The sequence below is a fragment of the Longimicrobiaceae bacterium genome (assembly GCA_035696245.1).
Lineage (GTDB): Bacteria > Gemmatimonadota > Gemmatimonadetes > Longimicrobiales > Longimicrobiaceae > DASRQW01.
Map to the genome: position 1 here is coordinate 1 of DASRQW010000195.1, position 14,396 is coordinate 14,396.

The following is a 14,396-nucleotide window of genomic DNA, read 5'->3' on the forward strand; positions in this document are numbered from 1 at the left end:
GGTGAGCTACGAGTTGCGGGGTGCACTCAACGGTCGTCAGGGTACTTACGAAATCTTCACGCGACCATCGGCCTCTGGTCGCACCGAGGTTATCGTACACCGCTTCTTCCACCCGGACTGAGTCATGAACTTTGATACCACGTTTCCGCACGAATATGACTGGGAAGTGCTACGAGAGTTGCCTCCCAACGCAACACCATTTTGCTTCTCTGGGGGTGGATCTCTGGCCGCTGGCTCGGGGAGCATCCTGAAGTGCGTCCCGACACGGGGAGCTGATTGGATTGCAATATTTTCCCCTGGACGCGATTATCGTAGAGCCGCGAATGGCATTTTTGCGACTTCCGATGCACAAAGTTGCTGCGTCGTTGCGAACGGAATCGCCTACTCTGGACAAGCTGGTGAACCTACTAGTTGGGCCCCACTAGGCATCTACCCTGTCGTTGAAGTAGTCGCTGCGCCGATTGCGAATCTAGTCTTGCTTATTACTCCCTGGAGCATTGGTGCCCTTAGTGGAGCTGAGCTCATCTGGACAACGAGGCGACTTGGGCTTGAAGGATTGAAGATCAATGAAATCGACGCTACCCAGATTCGGGGTGAGGCAGTTGTGGAGCAAGATGGAATCCCGTTCTCTATTCGGACCCACGACGGCGTATCGATCGGGGGATTCGGAGATCCTACGAGTAGCTAGTCTCTGGACATGTATCGGTTTGGTGGATCGACTTTGAGAGGGAGGACGTGGCGGTCTGTCAAGTAACAAACCGCAAAGTGCCACTACCTCATGGCGGAGCCCACCTAACTGACCACCGGAGACGCGGCACGGCGGGTATTAGCATCCGGAGGACGGCGATGAGGTGCTGTGGGAGAGGCGCTACACGAACACCCGCCGGTGTCGGTTCTACCGAAGCCGCGACGAACGTGAAGTACACGAAACCAGCGTCAGTTATACGGAGAGCAGAACGCTTCCGTATAGGTCGAGCGGGCGTGTGGTTTCCGCTCATCTACCGAATAGCTGACTGAAGCTGGGCTGAACTCGCGGGAGCGTTGGAAACAACGCATGCGTTTAGGGCGCCATCTGCGGATGGAGGGACGCGAGGTACGGAACTTGTAGCCGCTTTCGGCTCTTCCCATCCCACCGCAAGGAGCCGCCGATGCTGCACACCGTGAGCCACCCGCCGCAGGCCCGTTCGGGCGCGGCGGGGCAGGCGTTCGAGTTGAGCTGGGAGCTGTTCGGCGAGCTTTGCCGGGCGCTGGCGGTGCGGGTGGCGCGCGACTTCGACCCCGAGGTGGTGATCGGGATCGCGACGGCGGGGGTGCTGCCGGCGGCCACCATCGCCAGCATCCTGCAGGCGGACTTCTACGCGATGAAGATCTCGCGGCGGGAGCGCGGCGCGGTCGTCCGTGCGCGGCCGGAGGTGCTCTCCGCCACGCCGGTACAGGCGCGCGGCAAGCGGGTGCTGATCGTGGACGAGATCACGACGAGCGGCGACACGCTGCGCCTGGCGCTCGCGGCCGTGCGCGAGGTGGGGCCCGCGGAGGTGCGCACCGCCGCCAGCTTCACCAAGCCAGGCGGCTACCGGCCGGACTACCATGCGCTGGAGACGGAGGCGCTGGTCGTCTTCCCGTGGGACCGCCAGATCATCGAGGGCGACGAGCTGGTCACCCATCCCGCGTATCTGCACGTGCTCGCGGCGAACGACACGTAGGCCAGGAGCCGCGGAGGAGGATCGGGGGCTCTATCCCGGCATCGCCGCGCTGTATCCGCGGATGCAGCGCGGCGGATGGGAACTGGGTCAGTGGAAATGGACGGCCTGCGAGCAGGTCGTGTGGATGCCGCCCATCCTCGTGATGCTTCTGAGGGGCGACGCGCGACATCGACGGACATACGAAGGGCCGGCCTCCGCGCGTGGGAGCCGGCCCTTCGTCCATCTACCGAGCTGCTGAAGACGGCTCAGCCGCCCTTGGCCATCGAGTCGAGGAAGTCCTTGTTGGTCTTGGACTTCTTCATGTGCGTGAGGAGGAAGCCGATGGCCTCGGCCGGCGGCATGTCCGAGAGGAAGTTGCGCAGCAGGTACACGCGCGTGAGCTCCATCTCGGTGAGCAGCAGGTCCTCGCGGCGGGTGCCCGAGCGGTTGATGTCGATCGCCGGGAAGATGCGCTTGTCGGCGATGTGGCGGTCGAGGCCGACCTCCATGTTGCCGGTGCCCTTGAACTCCTCGAAGATCACCTCGTCCATGCGGCTGCCCGTGTCCACCAGCGCCGTGGCGACGATGGTGAGCGAGCCGCCCTCCTCGATGTTGCGGGCCGCGCCGAAGAAGCGCTTGGGCTTGTGCAGCGCGTGCGCGTCCACGCCGCCCGACAGGATCTTGCCGGAGTGCGGCACGGTGACGTTGTATGCACGGGCCAGGCGGGTGATGGAGTCCAGCAGGATCACCACGTCCTTGCCGTGCTCCACCAGGCGCTTGGCCTTCTCCAGCACCATCTCGGCGACCTGCGTGTGCCGGTCCGCCGGCTCGTCGAAGGTGGACGAGATCACCTCGGCGCGCACGTTCTCCTGCATGTCGGTCACCTCTTCGGGCCGCTCGTCGATGAGCAGCACGATCAGGTGCACCTCCGGATGGTTCTCGGTGATGGCGTTGGCCATCTTCTGCATCAGGATCGTCTTGCCGGCCTTGGGCGGCGCCACGATCAGGCCGCGCTGGCCCTTGCCGAGCGGCGCCACCAGGTCCATCACCCGCATGGAGATGTCGCCCGAGCCCACCTCCAGGTGGATGCGCTGGTCCGGGTAGCGGGGGCGCAGGTTGTCGAAGGCGATGCGGTGCTTGGCCTTCTCCGGCTCGTCGCCGTTGACGCGCTCCACCTTGAGCAGCGCCAGGTAACGCTCGCCTTCCTTGGGCGGGCGCACCTGGCCCAGCACGGTGTCGCCGGTGCGCAGGTCGAACCGCTTGATCTGGCTGGGCGAGACGTAGATGTCGTCGGGCCCGTACAGGTAGTTCCAGTCCTGCGAGCGGAGGAAGCCGTAGCCCTCGGGGAGGACTTCGAGCACGCCCTCGCCGCGCAGCACGACGTCCGAGTCGAGCAGGTTCTGCTCGATCCGGTAGATCAGGTCCTGCTTGCGCAATCCCGAGTAGTTGGAGATGTTCAGCCCTTCGGCCATCTCGTGCAGCTCGGCGATGCTCTTGGATTTGATCGCAGTGATGTCCACGACGTGCTCCGAATGGGTCAACGCGTGCGGCGGCCGGAGTCGCTGGCTCGGCCGTTCGCGTTCCATGTGCTGTAGTGAAGGGGCGGAGATGCCAGAGGCAGGAGGCGCGGAGCGCCCGGGGACCGGGTGGCAGACATTTTGGGGTCTATGCGGCACAACCTAACGCCCGCCTGGGGCGGGGTCAAGAGCGCCGCGAGGCCCCTTCCCGAGCTGTTCTCCACGCTGCGCCTGGTACGCATCCACGACCTGGAAGTCTTGCAGGGAACGCTCCACCCGGGCCTGAACGCGGCCGATCCCGCGGTCGGTGCTTCGCTCGCGGACTGGGCGGGGCCGCGCTACGACCGCACATCCTCCGACGGCGACGAGGTCACGCTGGTCCGCCGCGCCGTGCCGCGCCCGCGGGAGCGCTGGTGGCTGCACGGGCTGCTCTTCGCGCTCACGCTCCTCGCCACCACCTTCACCGGCGCGCTGATCGCCGGCTGGAACCCGCAGGTGCGCGAGGTGCCGCTGGGCTTCACGACCCTGGACTGGCCCGTCGCCATCTCCGCCGCGGACCTGGCGCCGGGGCTGTGGTTCTCGCTGCCGCTGCTGGCGATCCTCTTCGCGCACGAGATGGGGCACTACCTCACGGCGCTGCGCCACGCGATGAGCGTGTCTCCGCCGTACTTCGTGCCCGCGCCGTACTTCGTGAACCCCATCGGCACGTTCGGGGCGTTCATCCGGCTGCGGTCGCCCATGGTGAACCGCGCGGTGCTGCTGGACGTGGGTGCGGGCGGGCCGCTGGCCAGCTTCGTCCTGAGCATCCCCGCGCTCGCGGCCGGTCTGTGGATGAGCACCGCGCATCCCCTCCCGCCCGGCCACCGCGGCGCCGCGTTCTACGTGATGTACGCCGGCCAGCCGATGGGGCAGCTCCAGCCGTCCCTCCTCTTCCAGCTCCTCGCGCACCTCACGAGCTCCGCGCACGGGGCGGTGTTCCTGCACCCGCTGGCGGTCGCGGGGTGGTTCGGGCTGTTCATGACGGCCATGAACCTTCTGCCGGCAGGGCAGCTGGACGGCGGCCACGTCACCTCCGCCCTCTTCGGCGCGCGGCAGCGGTACGTCGGGTTCGCGGCGCTGGCGATCATGGCGGCGGCGGGCACGGTCTGGAGCGGCTGGTGGGTCTGGGCGGCGCTCATCCTCGTCGTGGGCCGCGGCTCCGTGGTGCATCCGCGCGTGTTCGATCCCGAGTTCCCGCTCACGGGCGCGCGCCGGTGGGTCGCGTGGGCGTGCATCGCCATCTTCGTCCTCACCTTCGTCCCGAAGCCGTTCTGACCACCGGCCCGCTTCCCGCCGCCGCCCTCGAGAAGAGACACCGCGAGCCGCCCGCCTGTTGGGTTCGTCGCATCGACCGACCCACCGCCACACGTCGCCGCTCGCGCATCGGCGGTTAACGGCGGGGTGAACGGGAGATGCGTATCCAACGGCCCATCTTCTCGAAATTCTCGATAGATGTGCATCTACCTCATCCACATCCATCCTCTTCCTCTGATCCACGTCGTCCCGATCTGCGGATGAGCCGTGGATGCGTGGCGGACGGGATGCGGCGGGTGATCGATGGACCTGGGCGGATGCGTGCGGACGGCTCGCCGCCAAGCGGCGGGAGCGTTCGCGCGGCTTGACATGGGCGGGCGTGGCGGGGATGTTACGCGGGATGGTCCGGCGGTGGCAGGGCTCACCGGCACGCGGGAGGCACGGGCATGGGACGCCACAATCGCGAGGGACGGGGCGAAGACCAGCGCGGGCGCACGTACACCGTGGCGTACCCGCCGGACTGGCTGCGCCAGGTGAAGGTCACGCGCGGCCTGGGCACGGGCCGCCAGAGCACCAAGACGCTGCTGCGCAACGGCGACCTGCCTGCGCAGGAGCCCGGCCCCCGCGTACGCACGCGCGTGCGCTCGGAAGAGCTGGGAATCGACTTCGAGGTGGCGCTCGAGGACGTGCGCGGGGTGGTGCGCCGCGTGATCGTGGAGACGGTGGTGCCCGCCGGCGCCGACGCGGGCGAGACCATCGTGTTCTCCATCTGCCGTACCCTCGACGACGCTCCCGCCGACGACTGACCTGCCGCGGACCGCCGCCCCGGCGCGCCGCCTCGCCCCTTCCCACCCGCTTCATGCTGCTCCTTCTCGCCGCCGCCGGAAGCTCCGGACCGCTCCCGGACCCGCGCGTCATCTTCTTCGTGAACCTGGTGGTGGTGGTGAGCGTGGTGGTGTTCGCCGTGGGCGTCTTCGCGGCGCTGCTGCGGCGCACGTACCAGCGCCGGGTGGAAGAGGAGAAGCTGGCGGCCATCGGCACGGCGACCGCGCGCATCCTGCACCAGATCAAGAACCCGCTGCAGACCATCGTCCTCCATGCGGACCTGCTGCTGGACCGCGCCATCGTGGAGGACCCGGCCAGCCGGCAGGACGTGTGCGACGCCATCGTGGGCGAGTCGCAGCGCCTGGTGGCGATGCTGGACGAGCTCTCGGTCTACGCGTCCGGCTCGCGGCGCGCGCTGTCGCGGCAGCCGCTGGCGCTGCACGACCTTGTCCGGCAGGTGGCGGGGAACGAGACCCGCGAGGCGGCGGGCACGGGCCTGCGCGTGGACGGAACCGGGATCCGCGAGGCGGTCGTGTACGGCGACGCGTACTACCTGCACCAGGTGCTGGACAACCTGGTCCGCAACGCGCGCGAGGCCATGGAGGGGCAGGACGACCGCCGCCTGCGCCTGGGCGTGGACCGCGTGGGCGCCATGGCCGCCGTGACGGTGGCCGACAACGGGCCGGGGATCGCTCCCGACAAGGCGGAGCGCATCTTCCAGCCCTTCGTATCGACCAAGGGGAAGGGGATGGGGCTGGGACTGGCGATCTGCAAGGAGATCGTGGAGGGGCACGCGGGGCGCCTGGAGGTGCAGTCGCGCGAGGGCGAGGGCACGTCGTTCACCATTCTGCTGCCGCTGTACGGCGAGGGCACGGTGGCCGGCGCGCTGGCCGCGGGCGACGGCGAGGCCGCATGGACCTGAACGGCGTCTTCGCCCCCGCCACCACGCCGTTCGACCCGGTGACGGGAGATGCGGACGTGATCGCCATGCGGGCCAACGTGCGCGCCTGGCTCTCCGCACCGCTCGCCGGCATCGTCCTCTTCGGCTCTACCGGCGAGGGGCTGCTGGTGGACGACGACGAGCGGGCGGCACTGCTGGAGGGCACACGCGAGCTGGTGGACGGCGGCCGGCTGCTCCTGGCCGGAACGGGCGCGGAGTCCACGCGCGCGACGATCCGCCTCTCGCGCGAGGCGGCGAGGCACGGGGCGGACGCGGTGCTCGTGCAGCCGCCGTCGTACTACCGCCCGGCGATGACGGCGGAGGCGCTGCGCGACCACTTCACGGCGGTGGCGGACGCGTCGCCGGTGCCCGTCATCCTCTACCAGGTGCCGCCGCAGTACACGGGGATCGAGCTTCAGGCCGGCCTCGTGGGCGAGCTGGCGAAGCACGACAACATCGCCGGCATCAAGGACTCTTCCGGCGACCTGAAGACGCTGGGCGCGCTGGTGGACGCGTGTGGGAGCCGGTGCGCGGTGCTCGCGGGCAGCGGCGCGGTCTTCTACGGCGCGCTGGAGACGGGGGCGCGCGGCGGCGTCCTGGCCGTCTCCCTGCTCGCGGCGGTGGAGTGCGCTGACATCCACCGGCTGTTCCGCGCGGGGGAGTTCGGCGCGGCGGGGAGGATCCAGGAGCGCGTGGCGCCGCTGCACCGCGCGGTGGTGGGCGGGATGGGCGTGGCGGGCGTGAAGGCGGCGATGGACGCCCTGGGGCTGCGCGGCGGGGCGCCCCGGCCGCCGCTCAAGCCCCTTCGCGCGAAGGAGATGGAGGCGGTGAGGACCGCGCTGGACGCGGCGTTGCTCGCGCCACGCCGCTCCGCTAGCTTGTCGCCCTCTTCGTGACCCCGCGACCCACGCCAACCGAGCCCGCGTCCATGTCCGAATACGGGAACCTGCTGATCGAGGTCGAAGACGGCATCGCCACCGTCTCCGTGAACCGCCCCGACAAGCTCAACGCGCTGAACGACCAGACCATCCGCGAGCTCGGGCGCATGGCCGACGAGGTCGCGGCGCGCGGCGACGTGCGCGGCGTGATCCTCACCGGCGTGGGCGAGAAGGCGTTCGTGGCGGGCGCGGACATCGCGGAGCTGGCGAAGATGGGCTCCATCGACGGCGTGGAGGTCAGCCGCATGGGGCAGCGCGCCTTCCGCGCGCTGGAGCTGTCGCGCAAGCCGGTGCTGGCCGCGGTGAACGGCTTCGCGCTGGGCGGGGGATGCGAGCTCGCGCTCGCCTGCCACCTCCGTATCGCGAGCGAGAACGCGAAGTTCGGGTTGCCCGAGGTGAAGCTGGGCATCATCCCCGGCTACGGCGGCACGCTGCGCCTGCCGCGCATCGTGGGCAAGGGCCGCGCGCTGGAGCTGATGCTCACCGGCGGCATGATCGACGCGGCCGAGGCGTACCGCATCGGCCTGGTCAACAAGGTCGTCCCGCAGGCCGAGCTGGCCGGCGCCGCCCGCGCGCTGATGCAGACCATCCTGGGCAACGGACCCATCGCCCTGGGCCTCGCCATCGAGTGCGCCACGCGCGGGATGGAGATGTCGGTAGACGACGGCCTGGCGCTGGAGAGCAACCTCTTCGGCCTGCTCGCCAGCACCGCCGACATGCGCGAGGGGATGACGGCGTTCCTGGAGAAGCGGAAGGCCGCGTTCACCGGCAAGTAGGCCCATCGACGGGCGCGCTCCGCCCATCGGGGCGCCCATCCCTTCCCCCGCATCGCACGATCCCGAACGCGCTACCGCAGCCCGGCCGGCGCAGCAGACGGAGATTCCCCATGCCCTCGTCCGTGTCTTCCCCAACCGCGTACAAGCTCAAGCTCACGTCCCCCATCGGCACGCTGCTGGCGGAGCACGACGGCGAGCGCGTGACCGGGCTGCATCTCCCGAAGCCGGGCACGCACCAGAAGCACCCGTTCGCCGCCGAGCCCTCGCGCGACGACGCGCTGGGGTGGGCGCTGTCCGAGCAGCTGCGCGACTACTTCCGTGGGCGGCGCAGGGAGTTCGACCTGCCGCTCAGCCTGGCGGGCACGGAGTTCCAGCAGCGCGTGTGGGCCGCGCTGTCGGAGATTCCGTACGGCGAGACACGGTCGTACTCCGACATCGCCGCGATGGTCGGCATCCCGAAGGCGCCCCGTGCGGTGGGGCAGGCGAACTCGCGCAACCCGGTGCCCATCATCGTGCCGTGCCACCGCGTGCTCGCGTCGGGCAACCGGCTGGGCGGCTACATGGGCAGTGGCCCGGACGGCCCCGGCGCCGAGCTGAAGCGCTGGTTTCTCCGCCACGAGGGCGTCGCCGGGTGGTGATCCGCCGCGTTCCATCCCCCGCCGCGCATCTCACGTCCACGGCGGTTGCGGGAGATGCGGATCCGCCGATGCCGCGCATCTCCCGTGCATCTGTATCCAATTCGTCCGGGGCAGTCTCGCGTCCGCGCGTCCGCGCCTGCGCGCGCCCTCGCATGGGCGCGGCCTGACGCCCGCGCGTCAGGCCGAAGCCGCGGTCCTCGTGTACGTCTCCCGCCTCCGCCTCCGCAACTACCGCAACTTCGCGGACCAGGAAGTCGAGCTGCCGCCCCAGGGCGTCGCCATCATCGGCGACAACGGGCAGGGCAAGACGAACCTGCTGGAATCGATCTACTACCTGGAGATCTTCCGCTCCTTCCGCGGCGCGCCCGACGACCAGCTCGTGCGCTTCGGCGAGGAGGTGTTCCGCGTGGAGGGCACCCTGCGCGACCCCGACGGCCGCGAGAAGGAGATCGCCGCCGCGTACGAGCGCCGCCGCCGCAAGAAGAAGGTCACGGTCAACGGCAACGAGCCCGAGCGCCTGGCCGACGCGCTGGGCGGCGTGGGCGCGGTGATCTTCTCGCCGTCGGACGTGGAGATCGTGGCGGGCGGGCCGGGGGAGCGGCGGCGATTCATCGACATCGTCCTCTCCCTGGCCGAGCCGGGCTACGTAGCCGCGCTCCAGCGCTACCGCCAGGCGCTCTTCCAGCGGAACACCCTGCTGCGGCAGGGCGCCGCGCCCGCGCTGGTCTCCGCCTGGAACGAAGGGCTGATCGCGAGCGGAAGCCGCGTCGTGGCCGCCCGTGCGGGCTGGGTCGCCGAGCGCGCCGCGGGCTTCGCCGCGCACTACGCCCGCGTGGCCGGCGGGCAGCCCGGCAGCATCGGCTTCGACCCGTCGATCGGGGGATGGGAAGGCGAGACGCCGTCCGCGGCCGACGTGGCGGATGCCTTCCGCGCCGCGCTGGAGCGCTCGGCCGAGCGCGAGCAGCGGCGCGGGATGACGCTCGTGGGCCCGCATCGCGACGACCTGACGTTCGCGGTGGAGGCGCCGGACGGCTCCTCGCTCGACGTCCGCACGTACGGCTCTGGCGGGCAGCAGCGCACCGCCGCGATCGCCGCGCGCATGGTGGAGGCGGAGACGATCCGCGAGACGCGCGGCCGCGAGTCCGTGATCCTGCTCGACGACGTGTTCGCCGAGCTGGACCCCGGCCGCAGCGAGCGCATCGTGGAGTGGATCGACAGCGCCGAGGGCGGCCAGGTCATCCTCACCTCCCCCAAGCCCAGCGACTTCCAGATCCACGGCCACTCCCTCCCCCGCTGGCGCATGTCCGCCGGCGTGCTTCGGGAGATGTAGGGCAGGGGCGCGTTCACGCGACCTGCTTCAGCTCGTCGGCCCCCACAGGCTACCGAAAACCGCTGGCCACACGAGACGTACGCCGACGCTCTCGCACACGCTCAGCCACCGCAGATCCCGCGGAGGGCGTTCAACCACTAGCACTCCGTCGACGCCCGCCGTTGGTTTCGCGAGCATTGCCCGGTAGTGAATGAGCTGGCCGAGCCCAAGCCGGAGCTGCCGTTCTTCGTTCTGGTTCGTGAGACTCTTCACTTCCGCGACGACTCTGCGGCCCGCATGTTCCCACCCGAGGTCGAATTCCGGTTCTCCGGCCGCTGGAGAACGCGGTTCAAGGCCGCGGGCGCGGAGCTCTGCAGCGAGTGCGTTCTGAGTTATGGCATGACCCTTCAACCCACGTTCGACGACCGACGGGTCCACTGGGAACAGGTTGATCTCGGTTCGGGAAGCTGCTTCGTCCGCCGCTTGATACGGCCGGCCGAGCGGGGAAGGCTGATAGGTGGTCGGTCGTGGTTCCCGAACTGCTCTTTTCGCTACCGGTGTGCTCGTCCCGGCGCCGATTGCGTATACCACCTCTTTCGACACGCCGGCCGCCTCCGCGAGGGAAGGGAACAGCCGAACAAACTCGTCAGGGACTTTGAAGAGGTAGCCCTGTGAGGGGCGGGGGGGGCGCTTGTGAGAGAGTGCGAAAGGGAAGAAGATGGCTCCCTTCTGCTCCGCCTTCAACCGCGCGGTGAGTTCCTGGAGCGCCGCCGCTTCTCGCCGTACGTCAGCCAGCGTCACCAGCGTGTCGAGCTGCGTGAATTCGCGTAAGCCACGTACCCACCCCGGCCGCATGTGTGGGGTGATCTTCGCGTTCCGTGCCGATGTACCTCTCGCCGCCCACTGTACCTCTTCCTCTCGAACGTTTCCATCCACCCGTGAAACGCCGACGATGGCGCTGCGCGGCTTGTGATAGTGGAAGACCGTGTCTCCTGACGAGAGCGCGTTGATGAGCGAATAACTCCAGAACGGCTTTCCCGTTTCGTTCGTCTGTGGCGCATGAAGGTCGGCACCCAAGTCTTTCCGATCTGTCACCTCTAACCAGAAGCTCTTAGACATACGATAGAGTGTGTGGTCCGAGGGTCACTGGCATTCTGCTTGTCACTCGGACCAGCAGCGGGAATTGTTGCGCAGGCGACGTATAATGTGCGCTTGCGGGGGCCAGCCCGCCATCATCCCGAGGGCCCGTGTAGCTTCCCTGTTCCGCTGGGAAATGGCGGCTGGGAAGTGGCAGCAATGGTGGCGGGGTCCTCGAGACGTAGGCTCGTCTGTCCTTTGTCCGTTCCTCCCCGCCGCTCACCCTTCCGCGTCCCTCCGATGCGACTCGTCACCTGGAACTGCTGCCGCGGGAAGATCGCGGCCAAGGCTCCGCACGCGTTCGCGCTCGCGCCGGACGTGCTCGTGATGCCGGAGTGTGCGAAGCCCGCGCCGGACGATTCGCGATGGCTCTGGATGGGCGAGAACCCGAACCAGGGGCTCGGCGTGTGGGCGCGGGAAGGCATCGCTCTGCGCCCGTTCCCCGAAGCGCCGGACGTGCCGCGGTTCGCATTTCCGGTGGAGGTCGGCGGGCCGGAGCCCTTCTTCCTGCTCGCCATCTGGAGCCTGGCGGACAAGCCTCACCCGTACGTGAAGGCGGTGATCCGCGCCGTGGAGTCGTACGCCGACGTGATCGCGTCCCGCCCGTCCGTCGTGATGGGCGACTTCAACTCGAACGCCATCTGGAACCGGAAGACGCCCGGGTCGCGAGATCACGGCTACCTCGTCTCCCTGCTGGCCGAGCTGGGACTGGTCAGCGCGTATCATCGGTTCACGGACGAGGCGCAGGGAGCGGAGACGCAGCCCACGTTCTACCTCACGTGGAACCGCCTGCTGCCGCTCCACATCGACTACTGCTTCCTTCCCCGGGAGTGGGCGGCGCGGCTCACCGGCGTGCGGGTGGGCGGCTACGACGACTGGTGCACCGTGAGCGATCATCGACCGCTCGTCGTGGACGTGGGCCCTGGCGGCGGCGATGAGCGGGTCGCGGGAGATGCGCATCCGCCGGCGCTGCCAGAGGGCCGTACGGGCTGAAATAATTCGCCCGCGCGTACGCGTGCACACGTGCGTGTATGCGTGCGCACGCGAACATCGCCCGAAACGTGGTCGCTCGCGTGCGCGCGTGCTATATTCCGGTTTTGGTCCTGCTCCGCCCCTCATCCCGCCGGAACCCCGCACCCTTGGCCCATCCCCGCCGCCCGTCCGCCAAGCCCGGCCAGCCGCAGGCCGTGGGCGACCTCGTGTCGCGCTACCTGGAGCGCGCCGGCATCGCCACCAAGGTCGAGGCCGCGTCGTCGCTGGCCGAGTGGAGCGAGCGCGTGGGTCCCGCCATCGCCGCTGTCACCCAGCCGCTGCGCGTGTCCGAGGGCACCCTCTTCGTGGGCGTCTCCACCAGCGCGTGGCTCATGGAGCTGAACCTGATGAAGGGCGACCTGATGCGGCACCTGAACGCCGGCAAGGGCGACGGCCGCATCAGGCAGCTCGTCTTCGTGATGATGGGCGAGCCGGACCCCGCTCCGGCGGGCGGGCACGGCAGCAGATACCGCTGAAAACCCGAACATTCCGCGCGCGCCGGTGTATCAGTCCGCGTAGCACTCAACCCGCAAACCAGACGAACTGAGCGTATGGCGACGAACAACGGAGCCGACGAATACAATGCCGGGCAGATCCAGGTCCTCAAGGGCCTGGAGGCGGTCCGCAAGCGGCCGGGCATGTACATCGGCTCCACCGGCCCGCGCGGGCTGCACCACCTGGTGTACGAGGTGGTGGACAACTCCATCGACGAGGCGCTGGCCGGCTTCGCCGACAGCGTGGACGTCACCATCCACGCCGACAACTCCATCACCGTGGTGGACAACGGCCGCGGCATCCCCGTGGACATGCACCCCACCGAGAAGGTCCCGGCGGTGGAGCTCGCCCTCACGGTGCTGCACGCCGGCGGCAAGTTCGAGAACCAGGAAGGCGGCTCGTACAAGGTCTCCGGCGGCCTGCACGGCGTGGGCGTGAGCGTCGTGAACGCGCTCTCGGAGTGGACGCGCGTGACCGTGCGCCGCGAGGGCAAGGTCTACGAGATCGCCTTCTCGCGCGGCGACAAGACGCACGACCTGAAGATGACGGGTACCACGCTGCAGCGCGGGACCATCGTCTCGTTCAAGCCCGACCCGCAGATCTTCGAAGAGACCACCTACTCGTTCGACACGCTTTCCAACCGGCTGCGCGAGCTGGCCTTCCTCAACAAGGGCGTGCGCATCACCCTCACCGACGAGCGGCCGGTGGCCGAGGGCGGCGAGGTGCGGCGCGACGACTACCACTACGAGGGCGGCCTCCGCGAGTTCGTGGACCACCTGCGCGGCACCCGCAAGCCGCTGCACCCGGACGTGATCTACATCGAGGCGTCGCGCCCCGAGGCCGAGATCGAGATCGCCATGCAGTACGACGACGGGTACAACGAGAACACGTTCACCTTCGTCAACAACATCAACACCCACGAGGGCGGAACGCACCTCACCGGCTTCAAGTCGGCGCTCACCCGCTCGATCAACGACTACGCCCGCAAGGCGGGGCTCTTCAAGAAGGGCGGGATGGACGCCCTCTCCGGCGATGACACGCGCGAAGGTCTCACCTGCGTGCTCTCCGTGAAGGTGAAGGAGCCGCAGTTCGAGGGGCAGACGAAGACCAAGCTGGGGAACAGCGAGGTGAAGGGCGCGGTGGAGAGCGTGGTCGCGGAGAAGCTGGGCGAGTTCCTCGAGGAGAACCCCTCCGTCGCCCGCGCGATCATCGAGAAGGCGGTGTCGGCGGCGCGCGCGCGCGAGGCGGCCCGCAAGGCGCGGGACCTGACCCGGAAGAAGAGCGCGCTGGAGACCGGCGTCCTCCCCGGCAAGCTCGCCGACTGCTCGATGAACAACCCGGAAGCCTCCGAGATCTACATCGTGGAGGGCGACTCCGCCGGCGGCTCCGCCAAGCAGGGGCGCGACCGCGCCTACCAGGCGATCCTCCCGCTCAAGGGGAAGATCCTGAACGTGGAGCGGGCCCGCTTCGACAAGATCCTCTCGAACGACGAGATCCGCGCCATCATCACCGCCATCGGCACGGGCATCGGCGACGACGAGTTCGACGTGAAGAACGCCCGCTACCACAAGATCATCCTGATGACCGACGCCGACGTGGACGGCGCGCACATCCGGACGCTGCTCCTCACCTTCTTCTTCCGCCAGATGCGGCAGCTCATCGAGGAGGGGATGATCTACATCGCGCAGCCGCCCCTCTACCGCGTCGGGAAGGGGAAGCAGGAGTACTACGCCTACTCCGACCCGGAGCGCGACGAGATCCTCGGCCGCCTCAAGGGGGGCGACGGGGACGGGAAGGGGATCCACGTGCAGCGC

At 68.9% G+C, this 14,396-nt stretch carries 13 protein-coding genes; 11 read left to right on the forward strand and 2 right to left on the reverse strand.

Translation table 11 applies throughout. The features are described 5' to 3' along the window. Positions 1-1,148 precede the first annotated feature (1,148 nt). The gene (locus VFE05_09255; protein ID HET6230243.1) at positions 1,149-1,703 is read left to right on the forward strand and encodes a phosphoribosyltransferase family protein; all 555 of its coding nucleotides are present in this window, start codon (positions 1,149-1,151) and stop codon (positions 1,701-1,703) included. 245 nt (positions 1,704-1,948) lie between these two features. Here the strand turns inward: VFE05_09255 and rho are convergent, their stop codons facing one another. Continuing rightward, positions 1,949-3,202 carry a transcription termination factor Rho gene (gene rho / locus VFE05_09260; GenBank protein ID HET6230244.1) on the reverse strand — a complete coding sequence of 418 codons (1,254 nt, stop codon included), beginning with the start codon at positions 3,200-3,202 and terminating at the stop codon, positions 1,949-1,951. 147 nt (positions 3,203-3,349) lie between these two features. On the opposite strand from rho, the gene VFE05_09265 reads away from it, so the two are divergent. The 7 genes from VFE05_09265 to VFE05_09295 all read left to right on the forward strand — a co-directional run bounded on the left by VFE05_09265 (position 3,350) and on the right by VFE05_09295 (position 9,939). Then, positions 3,350-4,513 (forward strand): site-2 protease family protein, encoded by a 1,164-nt coding sequence (locus VFE05_09265; GenBank protein HET6230245.1) that lies wholly within the window; start codon positions 3,350-3,352, stop codon positions 4,511-4,513. A 425-nt stretch (positions 4,514-4,938) separates the two neighbouring features. After that, positions 4,939-5,298 (forward strand): hypothetical protein, encoded by a 360-nt coding sequence (locus tag VFE05_09270; protein ID HET6230246.1) that lies wholly within the window; start codon positions 4,939-4,941, stop codon positions 5,296-5,298. Between the two features lie 53 nt (positions 5,299-5,351). Continuing rightward, complete coding sequence (locus tag VFE05_09275; protein ID HET6230247.1) at positions 5,352-6,239, forward strand: HAMP domain-containing sensor histidine kinase; 888 nt, start codon at positions 5,352-5,354, stop codon at positions 6,237-6,239. Continuing rightward, positions 6,230-7,153, forward strand: a complete 924-nt coding sequence (locus VFE05_09280; GenBank protein HET6230248.1) for a dihydrodipicolinate synthase family protein — start codon at positions 6,230-6,232, stop codon at positions 7,151-7,153. Before VFE05_09275 ends, VFE05_09280 begins: the two co-directional genes overlap by 10 nt. A gap of 32 nt (positions 7,154-7,185) precedes the next feature. After that, positions 7,186-7,971 carry an enoyl-CoA hydratase-related protein gene (locus VFE05_09285; protein ID HET6230249.1) on the forward strand — a complete coding sequence of 262 codons (786 nt, stop codon included), beginning with the start codon at positions 7,186-7,188 and terminating at the stop codon, positions 7,969-7,971. A gap of 110 nt (positions 7,972-8,081) precedes the next feature. Then, entirely contained in the window at positions 8,082-8,609 is a 528-nt protein-coding gene (locus VFE05_09290; protein HET6230250.1) for a methylated-DNA--[protein]-cysteine S-methyltransferase, read from the forward strand. Positions 8,610-8,808: 199 nt separating this feature from the next. Next, entirely contained in the window at positions 8,809-9,939 is a 1,131-nt protein-coding gene (locus tag VFE05_09295; protein ID HET6230251.1) for a DNA replication/repair protein RecF, read from the forward strand. Positions 9,940-9,966: 27 nt separating this feature from the next. Here the strand turns inward: VFE05_09295 and VFE05_09300 are convergent, their stop codons facing one another. Beyond that, positions 9,967-11,037: a hypothetical protein gene (locus VFE05_09300; protein HET6230252.1), complete on the reverse strand. Its 1,071-nt coding sequence runs from the start codon at positions 11,035-11,037 to the stop codon at positions 9,967-9,969. 258 nt (positions 11,038-11,295) lie between these two features. Here VFE05_09300 and VFE05_09305 point away from each other — a divergent pair, with 258 nt between their 5' ends. From VFE05_09305 to VFE05_09315, 3 genes are all read left to right on the forward strand, one after another. Continuing rightward, positions 11,296-12,048, forward strand: coding sequence for an endonuclease/exonuclease/phosphatase family protein (locus VFE05_09305; protein HET6230253.1), 753 nt, complete (start codon positions 11,296-11,298; stop codon positions 12,046-12,048). Between the two features lie 146 nt (positions 12,049-12,194). Beyond that, positions 12,195-12,563 (forward strand): DUF721 domain-containing protein, encoded by a 369-nt coding sequence (locus VFE05_09310; GenBank protein ID HET6230254.1) that lies wholly within the window; start codon positions 12,195-12,197, stop codon positions 12,561-12,563. 75 nt (positions 12,564-12,638) lie between these two features. After that, positions 12,639-14,396 (forward strand): DNA topoisomerase subunit B (locus VFE05_09315; GenBank protein ID HET6230255.1); only part of this gene is annotated, 1,758 nt, incomplete at its 3' end.